This is a genomic window from Mesoplasma melaleucae (assembly GCF_002804105.1).
GTDB lineage: Bacteria > Bacillota_I > Bacilli_A > Mycoplasmatales > Mycoplasmataceae > Mesoplasma > Mesoplasma melaleucae.
Window position 1 is genome coordinate 303999 of record NZ_CP024964.1, and the last position, 23513, is coordinate 327511.

The window sequence follows — 23513 nt, forward strand, 5'->3', positions numbered from 1 at the left end:
TTATTATATGCTTTATAAAAATAAAAAATACTTCATTTTAAATATTAAAATAAATATTAAAAAGTGCAATCTATGATAGATAGCACTTTTTTATTGAACTTTAATTATATTAATAATTATTTTTTAACTTTTCTTTGTTCATCTAAGATTTTAATCATACGAGGTTTAATAGCTTCTTGTTCTCCACCATAAACAACTTGTACGTTTGTTCCTCTAATTAGAGCTCCTGTAGCTCCTCCTAAAGAAATAATTCCATCTTTATCAACTAAAGAACCGTCTTTAACAGTTAAACGTAAACGACTAGCACATGCATCAACGTCAACAATGTTAGATTCTCCTCCTAAGAATTCAATAATTTTTGTAGCTTTTTGAACTCTTGCTTCTTCAGCTGCATCAGCTTTGTTTGCAGTTGATTTGCTTCCTTCAATTTTGCTTCCATCAACATTTAATCCTTTTGATGCTTTATAATCAGCTTTTGTTGCTAATGCAACGCTTGCACTACCATCACGCCCTGGTACCATAACTTTTCCATATTTTACTGCGAAGTAGAATGAGAAGAAGTATGCTGGTGCCATTGCGGCTGAAACCCCTAAAATTGCGAATGCTGATTTAGCAGTCATAGCTTTTGATCCGAAGAATGGAATTACTCCGAATACGATGTAATCGATAAATCCTCCAGATACTGTCATTGATACGTGAGTTTTGAATAACCCAGCAAATAAGAATGAGATAGCTGCTAATGGCATATGTACACCATAGAATAATCATGGTGCTAAGAATAAGAATGTATATTCGATTGGTTCTGTAATTCCTGTTAAGAAACAAGTAAAGGCTGCTGAGAAGTAAATTCCCATAACTTCTTTTCTGTTTTCTTTAGGTACATTTAATCACATAGCTAATCCAGCCATTGGTAATCCTAATAACATAAATCCGAATTTACCTGATTGGAATCTACCAATATTTAATCCTAAGTGTTCTAAGTCAGTAAAGTTTAATACTTTAATATTAGCAATAACTTTATATGCCATAGTTTGGTCACCCATTGATTGTCATAAATCAGTGTATTGTGTTGAAATATTTGTTTTAATGATGTTAAATGCTGCTTCTGTAGCTTCAGTAATTCCTCAAGCTTGTGCTATATCAACATGATTTTTCATTCAAATTTCAACGAATGCTTTTTGTGCTTCAGGAGTTGTTGTTGAATTAAATGCTTCAGCAATTGATCCTCCAGCATTTGTTCATCATAATGGTGCGTAGAATACGTGGTGTAATCCAAATGGAACTAATGAACGTTCTGCAACTTCATAAATGAATGAATCTAATCCACCAGGTAATTTACCTGATGCTTGTCCAAATGCTGCTAATCCCATACCAACGTATGGTCAAATAAACATAAAGATAAACGATAAAGGTATAACAGCAACGAAAGTTACGATTGGAACTAATTTTGTTCCACTAAAGAAACTAATTGCTGAAGGTAATTGTGTTTGGTGGAATTTATTGTAACATTTAGCTGCAATAGCACCAACGAAAATACCAGCAAATACTCCTGTGTTTAATGAAGTAACACCAATGTTTGATGTAATTAATCCATTAGGAATTTTATTAATTCATAATAATGAGTAATAAACTGATCCTGCTCCATCAATCAATTCACGGTTAGCATTAACAACTAATCCTTTTCCTGATTCTGCTACTTCTAAGCTTGAAGCAGATACGTATGAAATAACATCTTGCATGTTAATTCCTGAAGCAGCTCAATCAACTCCTCCATTTGCATAAACTAATTGATGTCATCCATCTTTTGTTTTTGCGAAAATAGTTGCTGTATCCATTACTTGTGTGTGTAATAGAGCTGCTTGCATACCATTCATAACTAGGAATCCTACAACAGCTGTAATAGCTGCAATTCCTGAGTCTTTAGTATATGCAAGTGCAACTGAGATACAGAATAACACTGGTAAGTTTCCAAAACATACATCACCCATTTTGTTTAGTAATGTACCAAAGAAATATCCAAAGCTATCTGCACCTGAATTTGAAGATATAGCCGCTCCTACTCCTAAGAAAACTCCTGCGATTGGAAGTAATGCAATAGGAAGAAGGAAGGCTTTACTTAATTTTGAAAGTGTAGGCATAATATTTCCACAACCATTTTTGAACATGTCTCAAGAGCGTTTAGCACTACCTTTTCATTCAATAGAAGAAAAACTTTTCATCTTTTTTTCCTTTCATAATTTAATTTTTTAATCAGTATAAAACTTAGACTAACATCATTAGTCCTGAAAACGCAATTACAAATCCGAATAGAGCTAGAAAAATAGGAAAATTCTTTTTGGTAAATTCTCAAATTGTCTGACTCTCTTTATTGTGTCTATAAAAGTCATCGTGTATCTTTGATCTGTTCTTAACCCAAAAAGCTAACACACCAAAAATCACCATAACTAGTAGACCAATAATCATTATAATTAACCCAATTACTTGTTCTGTTTTCATTTTTATACCTCAAGTATAAGTTTACTTGAAAATTACAAAAAAAAGGTTTTATTTGGGAAAAAATTCCAAATAAAACCACTTTAAGTGTTAAATCCTCTACTTTTGCTATTTATTAATTTAATTCATTCCTCTTTTTTATCATCTGTTGGATCATTTTCTAATAGAACAAAGAACATATCATTTATTGTTTTACTATTTTCACTCATATACTCATTAATAATTTCAAATTTACCTTCAACTATTTTTAAAATAATTTCATTACTATCTTTTTCAAAATCTTCTGATTTAAAAATATAAATTGGTAAGAAAAAATCTTTTTTATCAACATTAGCAAATGTTAATGCAAATACACCTTTATTTGTTTCAAACTTTTGACCTGCTTTAACAGCTTTCTTATCTTTAAATAACTTATTTCATACAACAAATGATGAAGTAGTGTTATCTTTTCTTTTAAGTTTAAAACCAGATAGAAATCCTCAACAACCAATAATTAAACCAACAATAAATAGAATTATTAATATAGCAATTGCTCAAGAAGGGAAGTTTTGAGCAATACCACTATTTGTATTATTACTCATAAAACCCCCTAATATTTAAACTTGCGTAGTTCTTTTCTTTCAGTATCTCTTTTTTTAATAGTTTCTCTTTTATCATGTAGTTTTTTACCACGGCCAAGTCCTATTTCAAGCTTAGCGTAGTTACCTTTTAAATAAAGTTTTAAAGGAACTATTGTTAATTTTTCAAGCATTACTCTTTTTAAAATTTTATTAATTTCTTTTTTATTTAATAGTAGTTTTCTAGTTCTTAAAGGATCAATTCCTTTAACAAAATTTGCATAATCATATTTTTTAATATTTGCATTAATTAAAAAAGCTTCTTTTTTTCTAATTAATATAAAAGCTTCTGAAATATTAGCTTCATGATTTCTGATTGCTTTAATTTCAGGTCCATACAACTCGATTCCTGCTTCTCAAGTTTCAAGTATTTCGTAATTAAATCTGGCTTTTTTGTTTAATGCTATAACATGCTCACCCATAAACAAGAACCTCCTTACTTTTATTTAACTAAAATAAAATCAATTTTTCTTTTTCTAATATCAGCACTTATTACTTTAATTTTAACTTTTTGTCCCATTCTATAAAATGTATTGTCATGTTTAATTAAAATTTTATTTGTTTCATCATAAACAATATTTGGTTCAAGATTTGAAATATGAACTAGTCCTTCAACCATATTATCTAACTGAACAAAAATTCCGAATTTTAAAGCAACTGAAATTGTTCCTTCATATATATTACCAATTTTATCACTCATATATTCAACTGTACAAGCCTTAACAACTTCACGTTCACAATCAACACTTGCAGTTTCAGTTTCATTAATTATAACTGATGCCTTTTTAACAAATGCTTCATTTAATTCTAGTGTCTTTTCATCATAGTTCTTATTAATAACATATTGTTTTAAAAATCTATGCACAATTAAGTCACTGTATCTTCGGATTGGAGAAGTAAAGTGGGTATAACATGGACTTGATAATCCAAAGTGTCCAATATTTTCTAATTCATATTTTGCTTTTGCCATATATCTTAAAAGTGATAAGTTTAACAGCTCTTCTTCAATTGGATCTTTTGTTTGCTGACTAATTTGTTTTAATGTTTTATTAATGTTTAAAGGATCAATCATTTCAGCTGGTGTTAATTTAGGATCAATTCCAAATGATTTTAAAGATTGGTATCAAGTTATCAAATCTTCTTCATCAGGTTTATCGTGATTTCTATAAATAAATGGTAGTTCCATTTCATTAACTATTTCAGCAATAGCTTCATTAGCACTAATCATGAACTGTTCAATTAATTTTTCTGATTCACCAGTTTGTCTTGCTTTAATTTCAATAACATTACTGTTTTCGTCCATTACAACTTTTGGTTCACGAACGTCAAAAGTAATTGTTCCACGCTTAATTTTTACTTGCTCAATTAATTTAAATAATTCAATTGCTTGATCAATCATATTTTTAGATTCATCACAATGATTTCATATTTTGTTTTCAATGTATTTATTAACTTCAGTATAGTTTAATCTCACTTTTGAAATCATAATTGTTTCATAAACTTTTTTGCTTAACATTTTTCCAGTTTTATCAAACTTCATTTCACATGCTAAAGCAAATTTTTTAGTGTTTGGATTTAATGAACATAAATCATCACTTAAAATTTTTGGTAACATTGGTAAAACTCTATTTGCTAAGTAAGTTGAATTTCCTCTAGTTAATGCTTCATTATCTAATGGTGTTTTAGGTTTAACATAATGACTAACATCAGCAATTGCTACATATAATTTAAATTCACCGTTCGCTTGTTTTTCAACACAAATTGCATCATCTAAATCTTTTGAATCAATTCCATCAATTGTCACAACCATTTTATCTAATAAAGGGTTATTCATTCTTTTATTAATTTCATCAGTTTCATTATCAACTGGAATATTAACTTTTTCAGCTTCTTTCAAAGTTGCTTTTTCAAATTCTGTTCTAATTTCAAATTCCTCTGCAATTGATAAAATTCGATCACTAGCTTTTCTTGGATCACCAATAACTTTTTTTAATCTAACAAACATTAAGCGATCTTTAATTGAAACAATTTTTGCTTTAACAATTTGATATTCTTGAATTGGGAATTCTTGTTTATTTAAGATTCTTATTCTAAAACCTGTAAAAGATTGATCGCTTGGAATGAAGTCTAAAAACTTACCATCAAAACTTCTGACAATTTCACCAATTAAAAATTCTTTTACTCTTAAAGCTAACTCAACTATTTCAGCTCTTGTTTTGTCTTCTTCTTTTACAACTTTATAAACAACTTCATCACTATCAAAACAACCATTTAAATTAGTTGGGGCCACAAAGTATGATTCTTCTTCAGGGTGTAAAACATTATTAACAAATCCAAAACCCTTTGGGTTCAACCTTAAACTACCTTTTTTGTATTGGTTATCTATTAAATAAATATTTTTTTCAGTAGTAAATGCAATATCATTTTCTTCGTTTAGTTCATTTAATATTTTTTCTAATTCAGGTAAATCAAAATAGTTTAGTTTTGATGCTAAACTGTTTATTGATATTTTTTCATTATTATTTCTAATTTTTTGTATTATTATTTCTTTATTCATATTAATAATTATAAAGGATTATGACTGATTTACTTATTTCTTTTTACATTTATTTCTAGTTGTTATTTTCAATTATGCCAAGAACTCTTATTGTTTCGATTGTAATATCTAATCATTCATTCATTTTTACAAAGTCTTTGTTTTTAATTAAACTTATAAAGTCATTAAGTTGATATCACATTGCGTTTTTCTTTTTGTTTTTGATTACAAGTGGTGCAACCCTTAAAATTGAGTTGTTAATTGCAAACTCATCAATTGATGTAATGTTTTTAATTTCAATATTTTTATCTTCAGCAAATATTTGTGAGTTAATTGTTTGATAATTATTTTTAGAACATGTAATAGAGGTCACTATATTATTTTCATGCACTAAAATTGAATAATTTAATATTGCAACTTTATTTTCTAATCTAACATTAGCAGCTTTTACTTCTTTAACTTTCCCAAATAATTTAACTGCTAGTTCAACAGGGTAAACATTTAAATCAAAAGATGACCCTTTTCCCAATTCGAAATCAAAAACTGAATTATAAATTCCTTGTTTAACATTAGGCATTCTGATTGAATATTGGTTTAAATTAAATACGGCTGAATTAACATTTTCTTGTTTGATAAAATCTTCAATAATTTTTAATTCTTCAACATGAATTGATTTAGTTGCTTCTAATAAAATAACTTTATTTTGATTTGCAAGATTTTTAAGTTCTATAATTTCTTCTACTTTAAAAGTTGCTGGCTTTTCTAAAATAACATTTTTAGAATTTTCTAATAATAATTTTGCATGTTGATAATGTAAGCCATTTGGTGAAGCTACATAAATAAAATCACAATCAGATTTTGCTAATTGTTCTAAATCTGTTATTACTGCTGTTTCAACATTATTCAATTCGTTTAAAAATTTTTGTGCTGTTTCTGTTTTTCTACTATAACAAACACTATATTCAAGTTCTTTAAAATTTTTTGCAGCATCTAAGAATTTTTTTACTATTCATCCTGTCCCAATTGTTCCAAATTTCATAATATTTACCTTTTGTTCCTATTTAATTTAAAATTAAACTTTTAAGCAAACAAAAAAAAGGTTATTAAACCTTTTTAATTAAATACTAAGATTTCTCTTTTTTCTCTTATTGCTGTAATTGTTATTTCACCTGGAATAATAACACTATTTTTTAAGTCATTTTTTAGAGTTTCTAATATTCTAACTAAATCATTGTCATCAGTTGTTACTGGATCAACAATAACTCTGATTTGTCTTCCTGCTTGGAATGCATAAGTTTTAGCTATACCTGGTATATTATTTCCAATTTTTTCAATTTCTTTCATTCTGACAATGAAATCTTCAATTGAATTATTTCTAGCACCTGGTTTTGAAGCACTAATACCATCTGCTATTGCGACAATAACTGCTATTTCACTTTTTTTTGCTACATCTTCATGATGGGCTTCAATAGAATTTATGATTACTTCGTCTTCACCATATTTTCTAGCAGCCTCAACTCCCAAGAAAACGTGACTACCAGTTTTTTCAAAATCAAGCGCTTTACCAATATCATGTAATAGACCAGCACGTAAAGCTTGTTTATCATTTAAACCAAGTTCTGATGCAATAGTTGAAGCAATTTTTGCGACTTCAACAGAATGTAATAATACATTTTGACCATAACTTGTTCTGTATTTTAGTTTTCCAACTAATTTAACTAGTTCTTTATCCATATCATGAATTGCTAATTCATCCATTACTTGATAACCAATTTCTAATATTGTTTCTTCAATTAAAGCTTCTTGATTCTTTAATTCTTTTTCAATTTTAATTGGTTGAATTCTTTTGTCAATCAAAAGTTTTTCTAAAGTTTTTGTAGCAATTTCTCTTCTAATTGGATTAAAAGATGAAATTGTAACAATTTCAGGCGTGTCATCAATAATTATTTCAACTCCAGCTAACTGTTCAAAAGTTTTAAGGTTTCTACCATCTTTACCAATAATTCAACCTTTAATTTCATCATTTGGAAGTTTAACAATATTAGTTGTTTTTTCATTAACTATATCAGTTTTAAATCTTTCCATTGCAGATAAAATAATTGCATTTGATATTTCCTTTGCTCTTGAATGTGCTAGGTTTTCTGCTTGTTTAATTTGACTAACAATTTCATATTGAATTTTTGATTCAACATTTTTCATTAGTTCAGCTTTTGCTTCAAAACTTGTCATATTACTAATAACTTCTAATCGTTTAATTAACTCTTCTCTTTTATTAGAATAAGCGCTAATTCTTTTATCTAAATCATTATTTTTAACATCAAGTGTTTCTTGTTGTTTTTGGATGATCATTTTTTCTTTTACAAGTAAGTTATTTTCATTTTCAATGTTTTGTTTTGAAACCTCTAATTTATTTTTTTCAAATTGAAGATTATCTTCAAATGACTTTTTTTGTTCATTAATTTCTCTATATGTTTCTGAGAGAATTTTTTTTCTTTCAATTTTAGCTTCTTTAATCTTTTTTGCATTTAAGATTTTTTGAGATTTAGAAGTTAATATATAAACCAATGAGCATAGTGATATTACTAAGGCTACTGATACAATAATCAGTCCTATAATAATTCCCATTTAAACTCCTTATATGTGTGTACTTTTTAAATACACATGTTTATTATACTTTAAAATTTAGAAATTATATAATGTTTGATCCGTATAGCTTATTCGCTCTTAATGTATTTAGCTAAATCGTTTTCTATTTGTGCAGCTTTTTCAAGATTATTAATCATTCATTCTTTAACTGCATTTTTACCTTGACCAATTTTTTCATTTTTATATGAATATGAAACACCTGATTTATCTAGGATATTGTAAAGTGTAGATAATTCAATAATTTCATTTATTCTTTCAATCCCTTTATCATAACCAATTGTAATTAGTGTTTGTTTGAAAGGTGCTGCAACTTTGTTTTTAACTATTTTAACTTTTACTTTGTTAGCAACAACAATTCCACCATCAAGGATTGACTCACCTTTTCTAACTTCTATTCTAATAGTTGAAAAGAATTTTAATGCTCTTCCACCTGTTGTTGTTTCAGGATTTCCAAACATAACTCCAATTTTTTCTCTTAATTGATTAATAAAGATTACTGTTGTTTTTGATTTTGAAATTGCACCATTTAATTTTCTTAATGCTTTTGACATCATACGCGCTTGTAAACCAATTGCTTGATCAGACATTTCACCTTTTAATTCAATTTTAGGTACTAATGCTGCAACAGAATCAATTACAACTATACTAACTGAGTTTGATTTAACTAGTGTTTCTAAAATATCTAAAGCCTCTTCACCATATGAAGGTTGGCTAACAAGTAAATTATTAATATCTACTCCAATTTTTCTAGCATAATTTAAATCAAGTGAATGTTCAGCATCAATAAAAGCAGCAATGCCTTCTTGCTTTTGTGCTTCTGCAATAGCATGCAATGCTAATGTTGTTTTACCTGATGATTCAGGTCCAAAAATTTCTATAACTCTTCCTTTAGGATATCCACCAATCCCAATTGCTTGATCAATCAGAAAAGATCCTGATGAGATTACTTCATGCTCAATGTTTTCATTTTCATTGTAAACAGTTAAAGCTTCTTTACCATAATTTTTTTCAATTGTTTTTAAAGCAGATATTAAAGCTTCATTTTTTCAAATGTCATTTTTATTAGTCATTGTTTTTAAAGTACTCCCTTCTACTTTTGTATTATTCATGTTCATTTACCTCCTATTAAATTATTAAGGTAAAATATTTTTTATTTTACAAAATCTAAAAAAAGATTTAATGCATTAACTAAACCTTCATTTTTAAATTGAATGCGATCAAGATTAGGTTTTTGAATTTTAATTGTTTGATAATTAGTTTTAGAACACACACAAATATAAGCTAATCCTACTTGTTTGTTTTCTAGTGCTAAAGGTCCTGCATTACCTGTAAAGCTAATTGCATAATCAGAATTAGTTAACTGCAATGTTTTTTGTGCCATTTCAATCGCACATTCTTCTGATACAACTCCATATTTTTTAATAATTTGTTCATCAACACCAACAATGTTTTGTTTAAATGAATTTTGATAACTTATAAAAGCGCCAACAAAAACAGTACTTGCTCCTGAAATGTTTGTTATTTCGTTTGCAAACATTCCACCAGTGTATGATTCACAAGTAGAAATAGTTTTATTATTTGTTTTTAAGTAATCTACAAGTTTTTTCATTGTTTCCATAATTCACCACAAACTATTAAAAAATATGAGATTTTAATATAACCCACGTTTTGTACCTTTCGGTGTCAATCATCTATCTAGGACATAGTCCTCTTGATTTGCATTCATTTCTGCTCACCTAGTTCCTTTACCAAAATTTAAGTTTCTTACTTATGGGGTTTACCGCGTTCCATATCAAGGTTTCCCTATACTCGTCTCTGTGGCACTTCATAACATTACCATAGCAAAGCCTTAGGTTCGTTATGCCGTCAATACTTACGTATTGCCTAGACTTATTTTTTCGTCTAGCATAATCACTACAACCATCGCAGATTGTGCAAGCGTGGAGTTTCCTCTACATTTTTCAATGCAGCGATTGACCTTAAAATCTCATATATTATTTTATCTTATATTAATTTAATAAAAAGGTTTTTATTTATTTTCCAATTTTTCAAGTGTTTGTTTAATTTCTTTAAGTGATTTTTGAATTACGTCAATTCCTTTTGTTTGTTTAACAAAATCAGAATTTGATAATTGTTTTTTTTTAAATTCCATCAATTGTTTTTCTGCTTCTGCTGAACGAGATTGATAATGATTATTTTTTGACTCTAACTCAGCTATTCTGATTTTATTTTCTTCAAGTATTCCATTTAAAATAATTACTTCTTCTTCATATGCTTTCATTTCAATATAAACTTTATCTAAAAAATTATTAACACTTTCCATTTTGTAACCCGGAAATTCTGTAGGAAATTTTTCATGCAAAATTTGTTCTGCTAAAATATCTGGTTTTTTCACAAAAATACCTCCATTGTTTTTTATTTATTTTATCATAATAATATAAATAAAAAAATCCTTAATTACTAATAAGAGGTGATTAAATGAATCTAATTAAAAATCAAGAAATGTTTCTTGAAACACTATTAAAAATAACTCATCAAAAATATATTGATAATAATGAATGTGTTGTTTTCAAGATTCTTACAAATATTATTCCAATTAGTACAAAAAATAATCAAATACAAATGCTAAATTTTATAACAGTATAAACTGTGATTACATTAGTATTTATAAAGGACTATATTTTGAATTTGAAGCAAAAGAAACATATAAGGAATACTTTTATTTTCACTTAATTAGAAAAAATCAGAATACAAAGTTAAAACTAGTTGCAGATTATAAAGGAATTGCTTTTTTAATTATTTATTTTGGCAACTATGAAGAATTCTTTTTGGTTGATTATCTAACACTACTTAATTGAGTAAACAAAAATAAAAAACCATTCCATACGAATGATTTTTAGACAATGCTTATCAAATTTATTTGGATAATGAATTTAAATTAAACTACTTACCTAAACTTAATTTTCTAATCAATTAAATTTAAGTGATTTTTCAATTTTGTTTGAATACTTTCCAATTAATTTTAAAAAGTTATCATAATCTGCAATTTGATGTTTATATAAAATATCTAAAACTTGTTGTTTTGAAATTGAAGTTTGTAATAGATCTTTGATTTCTTCAATTTGAGGAACTGTAAATTTTCAGCCAATTTCTTTTTCGATTGTTTGAATGAAATATGTTTCACCCTTTTTAATTGAGTCATTTTCAATCATTAAAACTATTTTTAAAAACAGCTGACTGAAATCAATTTCTTTTGGCTTAATTTTCACAAGTCTTTTATCTACTAAATCTTGTAACTCAACTTCAATAGTATCAATTGAAATATTCATAAATTTAGATAATTTTAAAGGCGTGATCATTTTCTTATTCTCATCACTAAACTGCATTGTTAGTAAAACTATCATTACTTGATTTTCATTCATAGAAATCTTTTTATAGTTTTCTAATAATAATTTATGTTTTGAAAACAATCCCTTAGCTAATAATTCTATAAGCATAACTACACATCCTTTTTAATATACTTATTTTATTGTAATTTAAAAATAAAAAAAAGTAAGCATAAACTTACTTTTAGTTTAATTTTTCTTTTAATTGTTTAGCTGCTTTAAATTTAGCTGATTTTGAAGCTGCAATGGTAATTTTATCACCTGTTGATGGGTTGATTCCTTCTCTTGCTGCTCTTTCGCTAATTGTGAATTTTCCAAATCCTGCGATTGAAACTTCTTTTCCTGAAGATAATTCTTCAATCATTAAATCGAATAATGAATTAACTACTGATTCACATTCAACTTTTGATATATTTTCATTAGCAATAATTTCATTGATTAAATCTTTTTTTGTCATATTTTCTCCTTTAATATTTTAAACTAATTTCACGTCTCTAAAGACATTATTTAAAAGTGAAATAGGCTTAACATTATTATAAAGAATATTATATATTATTTCAAAAAAATTCATGTCTATTTGGTATTTTTTTCCAATTTCATATGCTATTCTAGCTGTTTCTACCCCTTCAACAGTTAAATTAAAGGCTTCAAGAGCTTTTTTAGCGTCATTATTTTCAACTATTTTCTCTCCAAGTCTAAAGTTTCTTGACTTTTTACTTGATGCTGTAAGGATTAAGTCACCCAACCCAGCAAAGTTTAAAAATGTCTCTAATTTAGCTCCAAAATGCTTACCAAATTCATACATTTCATTTAGTCCAAGTGTTAGTAAGGTAGCATGCGCATTATCTCCAGCATCATATGCTTTAAGAATCCCTCCACCAATTGCAATTGCATTTTTTAATGCAGCTGATATTTCACAACCAGCGATATCTGTTGTTGGGTACATATAGAAGTATTCATTTGAAAATACTTCACATAATTCTTTTGCTTTTTCGATTGTCTCAGATGCAATCATAATAGCTGTTGGTTGACGATCAACAACTTCAACTGCAATCGAAGGCCCATATAAAGCTGAGTAAGTTTTTATTACACTTGATCCCTCAAAATATTTTTTAATTTTAGTTGAAAGTAATCCTAAACTTTCTTCATCTAAACCTTTAGCTGTGTTAATAACATCCATTGGCTTTTTAGCATATTTGATAATATCATTAACCACATGCTTGATTGCTACTGTTGGTACTCCTAAAATTAAAATATCAGTATTTTCTAAAGCAGCTGGCATTGAGTTTGTTGCTTTAATTTTTTTGTTAATTTTCTTGCTATCAAGGAAAACTGAGTTTTGATGATAAATATTAATGTCATCGATTTGTTGTTCTACAATCCCATACATGATAACGTTGTTATCATTATCTGCTAAAACATTTGCTAATGCTGTTCCATAAGCTCCTGTTCCAATAATTGTTATATTTTTTTTGTTCATATGCTTATTTCCTTTCTCTGAAAATAATTGACATTGGTACGCCTTCAAAACCAAATTGAAGTCTTATTTGATTCTCTAAAAATCTTTTGTATGAAAAGTGAACATAATCAGGATTATTTACAAATAGTACAAATGTTGGTAAATATGCTTCAACTTGTGCACCATAATATATTTTTAATCTACCACCATTAAAGTTTGGTGCTGGATTAATTAATTGAGCTTTGTTTAAAACTTCATTAAATACAGAAGTCTTAATTTTTTTATCAAGCGCTATTCCAATATCTTCAACTGTTGTAAAAATTTTAGTAATTCTTGTTTTATCATGTGCTGAAACAAATAGAATTTTTGCATAAGCTAGATATTTAAAGTAAGTTCTAATTTCTTCTTCTTTTCTTAATATTTCTTTTTCTTTGTTTTCAACTAAATCTCATTTATTTGCAATAATGATAATTGGTTTTTTTTCTTCAAAAGCCAATCCACCAATATTTGTATCTAAATCTGTAATTGGTACTGATGCATCTAACATTAGCAATACAACATTACTACCATTGATTGTTGATAAAGATCTTAAGTAACTATATTTTTCAACATTTTGAAAAATCTTTGATTTTTTTCTAATCCCTGCTGTATCAATTAATATATATTCAATATTATTAACTTTAACGACTGAATCAACAGCATCTAGTGTTGTACCTGGAATATCACTAACAATCATTCTGTCTTCACCAATTAATGAGTTAACCAATGAAGATTTACCAACATTTGGTCTTCCAATAATTGAAACTCTTGTTTTATCATCTTTATTAATTTCTTCATGTAAAGGCATTTGATGAATGATGCTATCTAATAAATCTCCAGTTCCAATTCCGTGTGTTGCACTAATAAGTACTGGTTCACCAAGTCCTAGACTCATATATTCATATTGATCAAAATCAGAAGTTTTTTTATCATATTTATTAACTGCTAAAATAATTGGTTTTCTTGTTTTATACAAAATTTTTGCAATCATTTTGTCTTCATCAGATAGCCCTTCTTGATGGTTTAACAAGAATACAATTACATCTGCTTCTTCCATTGCTATTTCTGCTTGAACTTTTATTTCTTTTGCAAATGGCTGATCTTCTAAAGTAATTCCACCTGTATCAATTACAATGAATTCTCTAGTTAATCATTCTGCTGTTCCATAAATCCGGTCTCTTGTAACTCCTGAAGTATCTTCAACAATCGATTTCTTCTCTCTAATGATTCGATTAAACAATGATGACTTACCAACGTTAGGTCTTCCAACAATTGCGACTATTCCTTTTTTCATATTACTTACCTTCCAATTCTTTTATTTTATCAATAACCATATTAACAACATCTTGAACTGGTATATTTGAATTATCAATTAATCAAGCATCATCTACTTTTCTTAATCCATTTTTAAAGTCTTGCTCATCTCTTTTAATTATCAAATCTTTTATTTCTTCTAGATTATTATTTTTAATCTTTAATTTTTCATTTTGTATAAATCTTCTTTGTGCTCTAGCTTCAACACTTGAATCTAAATAAATCTTTAAATCAGCATCTGGTAATACAACAGTTGTGATATCTCTTCCAATTTCAATATAACCTCCGCCTTTTACCATTACACGTTGTGCACTTACCATGTATTTTCTTACTTCGGGAATTGGAGTTACATAATTAATAAATTTAACAATGTCATTTTCTTGAATTCTTTTTGAAACTTCTTTTTTATTTAAATGAGGTTTACTATTTTTGACTGAAAAATTAAATTTGTTCAATGCTTCAATAATCTCTGCTTTATCATTAAAATTAATTTTTAATTCAATACATAATAAAGTAAATGCTCGATACATTAAACCTGTATCAATAAAATGATAGCCAATTTTTTTAGCAACTTTATTAAAAGTAACAGTTTTTCCACTTCCTGCTGTTCCATCAACAGCTACAACAATTTTCTTTCTCATTTTAACCTCCTTTTAAATTACAAATATAATAATTAATCCAATTATTCCTAAAACCATAAATGTTATAAATGCAATTGAAAATAATTTTGTGTTTATTTTAAATCGTTTTTTACTTTGAGAAAGATCATGCATTTTTTCTCTTTGTTTTGCTTTGATTTTAAAAGACAATTCATTAAATTTATATTTTTTTGTTTCATTATGAATTGCAATTTTTTCATCTTTACTTAAAAAACTTTTAGCTAATGTTTCACCATGTTCACCTGCATAATCAGTTTTGTATGCTTCGCTATTATTAACCTTATTTAAGTAGTTACGATTTTTTTCTACCAATTCATTTAATAAATCTTCTAATTCTTTTCGGTAATATTCTTTTTCATTAAAGACAATTTCATTATTTTTATTTTGTTGACCATTATTAGTTAGTTCATAATCTTGAATTTTTTTCAATTCTAATAGTGAATCATTTAACTGACTTAGAATTTCATAATTAAAGTGTCTTATTTCAGGATCATGTTCTAAGTGAAAATTAACATTATCATTTTCTTGATTTAATATTTTTTCAACTTTTGAAAAAAAATCATTATCAATTCTTTTTAATGATTCTAAAGATGAAATAACAAAAGCATTTAGAGATAAATTTGCTTTATTATTAGAAAACTTTTTATTTATTTCTTCAACGTGTTCTTTATGTATTTCACTACGTGATAACTGTTTATCCATGTTAAACTCCTCCTTTTTATATATATTTTATAACAAATACATGTTTTTAACTTAAACAACAAAAAATAAAAGGGTATACCTTCTATTTTTTCATCATTTTACAAATGTAAAATCCATCTGTGTTCATTTCATAACCAAATAACTGATTTTCTTCAACTATTTCGATGTTTTTATATTTTGATATAAACTTCTTAATTTGATTTTGATTTTCATCTGGATTAATTGTACAAGTTGAATAAACGATAGTACCGTTTGTTTTAAGATTAAAATAAGCAGTATCTAATAGTTTTTCTTGAATATCAACAATTGCTTTAATGCTATTAACTTCAATATTATTAATTTTAATTTCAGGTTTTCTTTTTAAAACACCAAACCCTGAACAAGGAGCATCTAAAAGAATATGATCAAAGAATTCTTTTTGATTGATTAAAGTAGCATCACCGCATTTTAAATCAATATTTGTACAACCTAATCTTTCAATATTTTCTTTTATAAGCTTTATTTTATTTTCACTTATTTCATAAGCAGTAATGTGACCAGTATTTTCCATTAGCATACTTAAATGAGTTAACTTTCCACCTGGAGCACTACACATATCTAAAACATTAGTATCTTTTGATGGATTTAAAACATTACTTACTAGAATTGACGCTGGATCTTGAATTGTTATTTCACCGTTTACATAACTTGGGCTTTTAACAATTGCTTTTTTTGAAATTAAGCAATCTTTAATTGTAGTTTTTTCTAATTCATAAGTTTCTTGATTATTTATATAAAAATCTTCTGCGTTAGTTTTTAGAGTATTTACTCTAAAACTGATAACTGGCTTTTCATTTGAATCAATAGCAACTTTTTTTGCTATTCCAATTCCGTATCCTTTTTTAATTAAATTAAATAAACTTTTTGGAAATGAGTTTTCAATACAAATTCTTCTTTCTTCATCAAACATAGAAAAATCAAATAGCTCTTCTTCGCTATTAATTACTTTTTTTAAACATGCATTCATTAGTCCAGAAAATTTATGATTGATTGATTTAGCAATTATAACTGATTCATTAACAATTGCATATTGAGGAATTGTTTTTAAAAAACGAATTTGATAAATACTCATTCATAATAAAATTTGTACATTGATATTTGTTTTTTTAACATCAATTAATTTTCTTGAAACTTGATCAAGTAAGATTTGATTTGTAATAGTACCATGTACTATTGCAAAAATTAAGTTCTTAAATTTTTCAGTGATTTGCATTTTTGAAACATCATTTAAAAGAATATTTGAAAAAGATTTATTTTTAAAAACTTTTTTCAATATTTCAAATGCAATTTTTCTTGAGTTATTAGTCTCCACTAAAATCACTTCTTTGTTGAATACTAAAAAAGTTAATTTTGAACATTAATTTTTGAATTTTAAAGTCTACATATTCTTTTTCATTTATCTTAGCAAAATCTCCATGAGCTAAAGTTTTTCTGTAAACTTCTGATGATAATATTTTGATTAATTGATCTCTTGCAACAAAGTTTTTAGCTTTTTCTTTATCTTCACGATTGTTAGCTAATAATTTAACGTTTGCTTCTCAGTTATTAACAAAATAAATATATTTTTCATCAACAATTTCTTCTACAATTTTAACTAGTTTTTTAAATTTAGATTCTGTATTTTTTGCAGCACATTTTTCTCTAATTAAAATGTCTGTTATTTTTGCTACAGCATTTTGAACTGAATCGTTTTCAACAATATAGTCATAGTTATGCTTTAATGGAATTTCTAATAAAGCTTTATCTAATCTTGATTTAATTTTGTCATCAGATTCAGTTGCTCTACCTTTAATTCTTGCTTCTAATTCATTTAAAGTTGGTGGCATTAAAAAAATAGATAAAACATTTTCTTCATTTCTAAGCACTTGTGTTGCTCCATCAACTTCAATTTCTAAAATTACATTTTTGCCTTCGTTTAATTTTTCTTCAACATATTTTCTTGGAGTTCCATATGAATTACCAACAAAATTTGCATACTCGATTAATTCATTGTTAACAATTGCTTTAACAAATTCTTCTTTTGTAACAAAGAAGTAGTTAACACCATCAACTTCACCTTCACGTGGTGCTCTTGTTGTCATTGATACTGAGTATTCTAATTTTAAGTCTTTATTAGTAAGAAGTTGACCATTAACACTTCCCTTACCAACTCCACTTGGTCCTGATATAATAATCATTTTTCCTTTATTCTTCATCTTTGTTTTCCAATCTTATAATGTATAAATGTTTCTTATTGTAATCTTTATGTTTTAATAGTTTAAATTTTGAAATAACTGCTTTATTTAATGGTAGTTCTGATTCAATCATTAGTATTGATCAATTATTTAATAAGTTTAATTCAAATAGTTTTTTAAAAACTTTATTATATGATTCAATTTTTGCAAATGGTGGATCCATGTAAATCAAATCAAATTTTTCTTTTTTAAATCCTAAATATTCAAGCAATTCCAAATAGTCTTTATTGTAAATTTCTCAGTTTGAAGATTTTGTTTTAGCTAAATTACTTTTTATTACATTTAAAGCATTTCTAGAGAAATCATTTGTAACTGCAAAATCAATCCCACGACTTAATCCTTCAATTGACAAAGCACCGCTGCCTCCAAAAATGTCAAGACTTCTTTTACCATCAAAAATAAAGTAATTATCAATGATATTAAATGCATCTTCTTTAATTCTTGTTAAGGTTGGTCTTGTATTCATACCTTCAAGAGTATTTAATTTTAATCCTTTATATTTGCCTGAAATTACATTCATATAACTCCTTGTTTAATTTCATATATTATATAGTAATACACCTTTAATTACATTAAAAATTTACTTGTAGGGTTTATTTGTTGTAAAAATATAATTTAATAGTTTAGTCTTAGTTAACTTTTCACTATTTTTAGAAATTAACTTAACATTCTTTTTGCTTAGTTGAATTTTTATAGTATTGTTCGGTGGTAATTGACATCTTCGACTATCAACAATGATTTCGACATCGTTAATTTTTTTAATTAAAACTTCTACTTTATGTTTTCTTGAAAAAATAATTGGTGCATTTAATGTTGTAAAATTTTTATTTGAAACAGGCGCTATTTCTAACATTTGAAAAATATTATTTTCATCAATGATAACTGCGCCATTATGTGATTTTGAAAATCCTGTACTTCCACCTGAAGTTGTAAATACTAATCCCGTTCCTTTAAACGTTTCTAGTAATTCTCCATCAATTAAAACATCTGCTTCTAATGGTCTCAAATTATTTATAATTTTAATTTCGTTAATTACTTTGTATTTATTCGCTTCAAGGACTGAAATTTCAATTGGTGTTTGTTCTTCAATATTATTTAAAATTTCTTTAATATCAGAAATTCGATTATGGTTTGTGTAAAACCCAATTCCTCCAGATTTAATTGGAACAAAAATTACATCACTTAAAATATTATTAAATATTTCAGCAGCCTTTAAAAATGTTCCATCTCCTCCAATTACAAAAATATAATTTGAATTTTGTTCATCTTCAACCCATTCTTTTTCAGTTAAAATTTTTAAAAGATCTTCTGCAACTTTTTTTGATTCATCATAATCATTTTTTACAATACTATATTTCATTTTGCACCTCAAGTTAATGTAAAATAATTATATCAATTATTAGGTTGTATATGTTTGATATAATATTATAAGTAAAGTGAGGAATATAAGAAATGCAAAAAGATAGAATGATTACTGGGATTACACCTAGTGGTTCAATGAGTTTAGGAAATTATTTAGGAGTTGTAAAAAATTTAATTGAATATCAAGATCAATATGATTTATTTGTTTTTGTTGCCAATTTACATGCAATTACAATTCCACAAGATCCTACAATGTTAAAAGCTAAAACAAAAGAAATGACAGCATTATATATAGCTTGTGGTTTAGATCCAGAAAAAATGACTCTTTTCTTACAATCAGATGTTGTTGAACATTCTCAACTAGGTTGAATCCTTACTACTCAATCAACAATGGGTGAATTATCAAGAATGACCCAATTTAAAGATAAATCTGCAAAACAAGGTGAAAGTGAAAATATTTCTATTCCTACTGGTTTATTTACTTATCCTTGTTTAATGGCTGCTGACATTTTATTATACGATCCAAAATATGTACCTGTTGGAGTTGATCAAAAACAACACTTAGAATTATCAAGAGATATTGCAATCAGAATGAATAATAAATATGGTGAAATGCATATCGTTCCTGAACCAATCTTAACAAAGGGTAATATTAAAATTATGGACTTACAAGATCCAACTAAAAAAATGAGTAAATCTAGTAATAATCCAAAAGCAGTTATCAAAATGTTAGATACTCCTGCTGAAATAACTAATAAAATCAAATCTGCTATAACAGATAGTGAAAATTTAATTAAATATGATCCTGTTAATAAACCAGGTGTTTCAAACTTGATGAACATATATGCAATTATCAAAAATTTCTCAATCGATGATTGCCATAAAAGATGAGCAGGAAAAAATTATAAAGATTTAAAAGATGATGTTACTGAAGCATTATTAGAATTAATTATTCCTATTCACGAAAAATATAATGAAATCATTAAAGGTGACTATTTAAAAGATGTGCTTGAAAATGGTGCTTTAAAAGCTAAAAAAATAGCAATTAAAAAAGTTAATAAAGTTCAAAATAAATTAGGAATTAACTGATATCGAAAATAAACTTTTGGTTTATTTTTTTTATGCAATAAAAAAAGATGCATATGCATCTTAATTAATTTATTCAGGTGCCATTCAACCAACCATTTTAATTCGCTTGATTAGTTTTGTAGCATCTCTTTTAGTTCTGTTTTTAACACAATTAGCATGCACACCAATATAGTTTTGGATTTCTAAAACTGGTTTTTTGGTGTTAATTAAATCAATTACTCAAGCACTTTCATCTTCACTGTTGTTTTCGTTAAGTTTAAATTCCATTGGATACTTACATATATAACAAAGTCTAAAGTCTTTACGATCACGATTTTGAATAATCGGACAATTTTCTCAAGTCTTTGCATATTCTTCATTAGTGAAAATTGCTTTATTTGATTTTTTATCTATTTTTGCCATGAGCTTATTAGTTTGCAGTTAATGCTTTATTTGCTGCATCAACTAACAATTTAAATTGTTCTGGATTTGAAATAGCTAATTCTGATAACATTTTACGGTTAACATCAATATTTGCTAATTTTAATCCATTCATAAATCTTGAGTATGATAAACCATAAGGTCTAACAGCTGCATTGATACGTACGATTCATAATTTTCTAAAATCACGTTTCTTTTGTTTACGCCCGATAAAAGCGTAAGCCATTGAACGAACTACTTGTTCGTGTGCTTTTTTGTATGAAGAATGTTTAGTTCCATAGTAACCTTTTGCACGTTTGATTCAACGTTTTCTTCTTGCTCTAGTTACTTTTCCAAATTTAACTCTTGCCATAACTTATTTACCTTTTACCTTTCTTATTTTTGTAATAAACCTTTAATACGTTTCATGTCTGTTACATGAACGATTGTTGATTTTTCTAAGTGACGTTTTTGTTTTGTAGTTTTACCTGTAGCACGGTGAGATCTGTAAGCTTTACCTCTTTTTAAAGTACCGTTTTTTTTAGCAATAACTCTTTTTGCTAATGATTTTTTTGATTTCATTTTTGGCATAATACATAATTTCCTTTCAATACTTTTCTAATTATTTCTTTGGCACAACGTACATGTCTAAGAATCTTGAATTTAATTTAGCTTCTTTTTCAATTTTAGCTACATCTTCAATTTCTTTGTAGAATCTGTTCATTGTCTCTTTACCTAAATCCATGTATGCGATTTCTCTACCTTTAAATTTCAAAGAAATTTTAACTCTATCACCAGCTTCTAAAAACTCTCTAGCTTTTTTAGCTTTTGTTACTAAATCATGTTGACCAATATTTACTGTTAATCTAATTTCTTTGTTTTCAACCTTCACTTGGTTCTTCTTAGCTTCTTTGTTTTTCTTTTGTTGTTGGTATTTAAATTTACCATAATCTAAGATTTTACAAATTGCTAAACCATCAGGTTGTTGACCTACTTGCATTAAATCTAAACCTTTTTCTTCTGCTAATTTAATAGCATCGTTTCTTTTTAAAGGTCCTAGTTTTTCTCCATTGTTTCCAATGATTAAAACTTCTCTAGCTTTAATGAAAGTGTTTATTGGGTCTTGATTTTTAATAGGTTTTGAATTGTTTCTTTTTTGATCCATCTAATACTCCTTCGGATAAATAAAATGTGCGCCGTCAAAAATTAGATAGCACACATTATAATATTTATTTATATTATTTATTCAACCACTTCACTTTAGTTGGTGGTGAGCTTGTGCTTCTTTTTCTTTAACATTTAAATTATAACAAATATATTACTAATTTGTAAAGTAATTAATCAACAGTTGCGATTAATTCACCTTTTTTAACTTTTCCCATTTTTACAATTTTAATTTCTTTACCATTTGGGTTAGTTACGATGATTGGTGTTGTAATTGAAGGTACTTTTGGTTTAACGAATTTTAAATCAACATTAACCATTGGATCTCCTTGACTTACTTTATCTCCTTGTTTAACAAAAGATTCAAATCCTTCTCCATCAAGGTTAACAGTATCTAATCCAATGTGAACTAAAACTTCAACTCCTGATTTTTCTCTGAATCCGTAGGCATGTTTTGTTGGGAATACACTTGCTAATTCACCTGTAATTGGTGAAACAAATTCACCATTTGCAGGAACAATTGCTAAACCGTCTCCCATCATTTTACCATTGAAAACTTCGTCTTCAACTTTGTCTAATCCTACAACTTCTCCATCAACTGGTGCATAGATTTCAACAAGTTTGCTTTTTTTTCTAAATAATCCCATGTTTATATTTCTCCTTTTTTAAACTAAATAGGTTAATAAAATTATATCACTTAAAGTAATAAATGATAAATATCAATATTCAAAATATTTGGAAAAGAAAAAATAATACTAATATATACTTCAATAATTTATTATTAAGGTAGAAATATAATAAAATTATAGGAGAAATTGGCATATGAGAAATGGAAAAAAGTGTCCATTTAACTAATGAACAAAAAATTGAAAACTATAAAGAAGAAATAAGTAAATTAGAAGAAATTGATTATTTTCCTCTTTATAGTCAAGACGTTGCATATCACAACTATGGATATATACATACTTTTAGAGTTATATCTGATGGTTTAAGATTATCGAATATGAAACAGTTTATGGCTGGGGTTTTAGCTGGTATTTGAATTAGTTTAGTTTATGTTGCTGTTGCAATGGTTACATATTCTTTTGCAGGAAAACCAGGGTTAGAATAACTTGTAAAAATATTAACAGAAACAATTTTTGCTAGTGTTATTTTATTGATTTCTTTTCTTGGTGGTAGTTTTGTTACAGCACACATGTGATACAACAGAACTATGTTTAGAAAAGTTGAGCGATGATCAGTATTTTTAAAAGCATGTGGTTTAGTATACGCAAGAAATATTATAGGAATTATGATATTTGATATTATCTTTTAATTATCTGGAGTCTTAAATCATAATGATGTTTTAGCAAGTCACATTTATAATGCGTTTGGT

General features: G+C 26.8%; 29 protein-coding genes and 1 other RNA gene. 5 read left to right on the plus strand and 25 right to left on the minus strand.

Going from position 1 to position 23513, the window contains the following annotated elements; all coding sequences use genetic code 4:
- Nucleotides 1-116 precede the first annotated feature (116 nt).
- From EMELA_RS01520 to EMELA_RS01570, 10 genes are all read right to left on the minus strand, one after another.
- Nucleotides 117-2219 (minus strand): PTS transporter subunit EIIC, encoded by a 2103-nt coding sequence (locus EMELA_RS01520; RefSeq protein ID WP_100608956.1) that lies wholly within the window; start codon nucleotides 2217-2219, stop codon nucleotides 117-119.
- 357 nt (nucleotides 2220-2576) lie between these two features.
- Nucleotides 2577-3074: a hypothetical protein gene (locus EMELA_RS01530; protein ID WP_028124438.1), complete on the minus strand. Its 498-nt coding sequence runs from the start codon at nucleotides 3072-3074 to the stop codon at nucleotides 2577-2579.
- Nucleotides 3075-3082: 8 nt separating this feature from the next.
- The gene (gene smpB, locus EMELA_RS01535; RefSeq protein WP_028124439.1) at nucleotides 3083-3532 is read right to left on the minus strand and encodes an SsrA-binding protein SmpB; all 450 of its coding nucleotides are present in this window, start codon (nucleotides 3530-3532) and stop codon (nucleotides 3083-3085) included.
- Nucleotides 3533-3552: 20 nt separating this feature from the next.
- Nucleotides 3553-5667: a ribonuclease R gene (gene rnr / locus EMELA_RS01540; protein ID WP_028124440.1), complete on the minus strand. Its 2115-nt coding sequence runs from the start codon at nucleotides 5665-5667 to the stop codon at nucleotides 3553-3555.
- 55 nt (nucleotides 5668-5722) lie between these two features.
- Nucleotides 5723-6685, minus strand: coding sequence for a Gfo/Idh/MocA family protein (locus EMELA_RS01545; protein ID WP_051584613.1), 963 nt, complete (start codon nucleotides 6683-6685; stop codon nucleotides 5723-5725).
- A 74-nt stretch (nucleotides 6686-6759) separates the two neighbouring features.
- Nucleotides 6760-8271, minus strand: coding sequence for a ribonuclease Y (gene rny / locus EMELA_RS01550; RefSeq protein WP_028124442.1), 1512 nt, complete (start codon nucleotides 8269-8271; stop codon nucleotides 6760-6762).
- Nucleotides 8272-8360: 89 nt separating this feature from the next.
- On the minus strand, nucleotides 8361-9407 hold the full coding sequence (gene recA, locus EMELA_RS01555) for a recombinase RecA (RefSeq protein ID WP_028124443.1): 1047 nt from the start codon (nucleotides 9405-9407) through the stop codon (nucleotides 8361-8363).
- Nucleotides 9408-9442: 35 nt separating this feature from the next.
- Nucleotides 9443-9910: a CinA family protein gene (locus tag EMELA_RS01560; protein WP_169733551.1), complete on the minus strand. Its 468-nt coding sequence runs from the start codon at nucleotides 9908-9910 to the stop codon at nucleotides 9443-9445.
- A 34-nt stretch (nucleotides 9911-9944) separates the two neighbouring features.
- An RNA gene (gene rnpB, locus EMELA_RS01565) (RNase P RNA component class B) lies at nucleotides 9945-10277 on the minus strand.
- Nucleotides 10278-10321: 44 nt separating this feature from the next.
- Complete coding sequence (locus EMELA_RS01570; protein WP_028124445.1) at nucleotides 10322-10687, minus strand: DivIVA domain-containing protein; 366 nt, start codon at nucleotides 10685-10687, stop codon at nucleotides 10322-10324.
- A gap of 83 nt (nucleotides 10688-10770) precedes the next feature.
- Here EMELA_RS01570 and EMELA_RS04730 point away from each other — a divergent pair, with 83 nt between their 5' ends.
- The gene (locus tag EMELA_RS04730; protein ID WP_198407633.1) at nucleotides 10771-10938 is read left to right on the plus strand and encodes a hypothetical protein; all 168 of its coding nucleotides are present in this window, start codon (nucleotides 10771-10773) and stop codon (nucleotides 10936-10938) included.
- A 17-nt stretch (nucleotides 10939-10955) separates the two neighbouring features.
- Nucleotides 10956-11192 (plus strand): Holliday junction resolvase RecU, encoded by a 237-nt coding sequence (locus EMELA_RS05295; protein ID WP_408630941.1) that lies wholly within the window; start codon nucleotides 10956-10958, stop codon nucleotides 11190-11192.
- Nucleotides 11193-11249: 57 nt separating this feature from the next.
- On the opposite strand, the gene EMELA_RS01580 is transcribed toward EMELA_RS05295, so the two are convergent.
- The 10 genes from EMELA_RS01580 to EMELA_RS01625 all read right to left on the minus strand — a co-directional run bounded on the left by EMELA_RS01580 (nucleotide 11250) and on the right by EMELA_RS01625 (nucleotide 19484).
- Nucleotides 11250-11789: a DnaD family protein gene (locus tag EMELA_RS01580; RefSeq protein ID WP_028124446.1), complete on the minus strand. Its 540-nt coding sequence runs from the start codon at nucleotides 11787-11789 to the stop codon at nucleotides 11250-11252.
- Between the two features lie 73 nt (nucleotides 11790-11862).
- Nucleotides 11863-12135, minus strand: coding sequence for an HU family DNA-binding protein (locus tag EMELA_RS01585; RefSeq protein ID WP_028124447.1), 273 nt, complete (start codon nucleotides 12133-12135; stop codon nucleotides 11863-11865).
- Between the two features lie 18 nt (nucleotides 12136-12153).
- Nucleotides 12154-13158 (minus strand): NAD(P)H-dependent glycerol-3-phosphate dehydrogenase, encoded by a 1005-nt coding sequence (locus EMELA_RS01590; protein ID WP_028124448.1) that lies wholly within the window; start codon nucleotides 13156-13158, stop codon nucleotides 12154-12156.
- Nucleotides 13159-13162: 4 nt separating this feature from the next.
- Nucleotides 13163-14470, minus strand: a complete 1308-nt coding sequence (der, locus tag EMELA_RS01595; protein WP_028124449.1) for a ribosome biogenesis GTPase Der — start codon at nucleotides 14468-14470, stop codon at nucleotides 13163-13165.
- 1 nt (nucleotide 14471) lies between these two features.
- A complete protein-coding gene (gene cmk / locus EMELA_RS01600; RefSeq protein ID WP_028124450.1) occupies nucleotides 14472-15131 on the minus strand; it encodes a (d)CMP kinase in 660 nt (219 codons plus the stop codon).
- 12 nt (nucleotides 15132-15143) lie between these two features.
- Nucleotides 15144-15851, minus strand: a complete 708-nt coding sequence (locus EMELA_RS01605) for a hypothetical protein (RefSeq protein WP_028124451.1) — start codon at nucleotides 15849-15851, stop codon at nucleotides 15144-15146.
- 82 nt (nucleotides 15852-15933) lie between these two features.
- Nucleotides 15934-17211 carry a 16S rRNA (cytosine(967)-C(5))-methyltransferase RsmB gene (gene rsmB, locus EMELA_RS01610; protein ID WP_028124452.1) on the minus strand — a complete coding sequence of 426 codons (1278 nt, stop codon included), beginning with the start codon at nucleotides 17209-17211 and terminating at the stop codon, nucleotides 15934-15936.
- Nucleotides 17192-18085, minus strand: a complete 894-nt coding sequence (gmk, locus tag EMELA_RS01615) for a guanylate kinase (RefSeq protein WP_028124453.1) — start codon at nucleotides 18083-18085, stop codon at nucleotides 17192-17194. The genes rsmB and gmk overlap by 20 nt, the downstream gene beginning before the upstream one ends.
- Complete coding sequence (gene rsmD / locus EMELA_RS01620) at nucleotides 18075-18644, minus strand: 16S rRNA (guanine(966)-N(2))-methyltransferase RsmD (RefSeq protein ID WP_028124454.1); 570 nt, start codon at nucleotides 18642-18644, stop codon at nucleotides 18075-18077. Before rsmD ends, gmk begins: the two co-directional genes overlap by 11 nt.
- 60 nt (nucleotides 18645-18704) lie before the next feature.
- Nucleotides 18705-19484: an NAD(+)/NADH kinase gene (locus tag EMELA_RS01625; protein WP_028124455.1), complete on the minus strand. Its 780-nt coding sequence runs from the start codon at nucleotides 19482-19484 to the stop codon at nucleotides 18705-18707.
- Between the two features lie 92 nt (nucleotides 19485-19576).
- On the opposite strand from EMELA_RS01625, the gene trpS reads away from it, so the two are divergent.
- A complete protein-coding gene (gene trpS, locus EMELA_RS01630; RefSeq protein WP_028124456.1) occupies nucleotides 19577-20587 on the plus strand; it encodes a tryptophan--tRNA ligase in 1011 nt (336 codons plus the stop codon).
- A gap of 57 nt (nucleotides 20588-20644) precedes the next feature.
- Here the strand turns inward: trpS and EMELA_RS01635 are convergent, their stop codons facing one another.
- The 5 genes from EMELA_RS01635 to EMELA_RS01655 all read right to left on the minus strand — a co-directional run bounded on the left by EMELA_RS01635 (nucleotide 20645) and on the right by EMELA_RS01655 (nucleotide 22785).
- Complete coding sequence (locus EMELA_RS01635) at nucleotides 20645-20977, minus strand: hypothetical protein (RefSeq protein ID WP_028124457.1); 333 nt, start codon at nucleotides 20975-20977, stop codon at nucleotides 20645-20647.
- A gap of 7 nt (nucleotides 20978-20984) precedes the next feature.
- Nucleotides 20985-21347 carry a 50S ribosomal protein L20 gene (gene rplT, locus EMELA_RS01640; RefSeq protein WP_028124458.1) on the minus strand — a complete coding sequence of 121 codons (363 nt, stop codon included), beginning with the start codon at nucleotides 21345-21347 and terminating at the stop codon, nucleotides 20985-20987.
- A gap of 23 nt (nucleotides 21348-21370) precedes the next feature.
- Complete coding sequence (gene rpmI / locus EMELA_RS01645) at nucleotides 21371-21565, minus strand: 50S ribosomal protein L35 (RefSeq protein ID WP_028124459.1); 195 nt, start codon at nucleotides 21563-21565, stop codon at nucleotides 21371-21373.
- Between the two features lie 31 nt (nucleotides 21566-21596).
- Nucleotides 21597-22139, minus strand: a complete 543-nt coding sequence (infC, locus tag EMELA_RS01650) for a translation initiation factor IF-3 (RefSeq protein WP_028124460.1) — start codon at nucleotides 22137-22139, stop codon at nucleotides 21597-21599.
- A gap of 172 nt (nucleotides 22140-22311) precedes the next feature.
- Entirely contained in the window at nucleotides 22312-22785 is a 474-nt protein-coding gene (locus tag EMELA_RS01655; protein ID WP_028124461.1) for a PTS sugar transporter subunit IIA, read from the minus strand.
- A 182-nt stretch (nucleotides 22786-22967) separates the two neighbouring features.
- Between EMELA_RS01655 and EMELA_RS04740 the strand changes: the two genes are divergently transcribed.
- Both EMELA_RS04740 and EMELA_RS04745 read left to right on the plus strand, forming a co-directional pair.
- On the plus strand, nucleotides 22968-23249 hold the full coding sequence (locus EMELA_RS04740; protein ID WP_028124462.1) for a hypothetical protein: 282 nt from the start codon (nucleotides 22968-22970) through the stop codon (nucleotides 23247-23249).
- A 45-nt stretch (nucleotides 23250-23294) separates the two neighbouring features.
- Entirely contained in the window at nucleotides 23295-23453 is a 159-nt protein-coding gene (locus EMELA_RS04745) for a hypothetical protein (RefSeq protein WP_169733552.1), read from the plus strand.
- Nucleotides 23454-23513 lie beyond the last annotated feature (60 nt).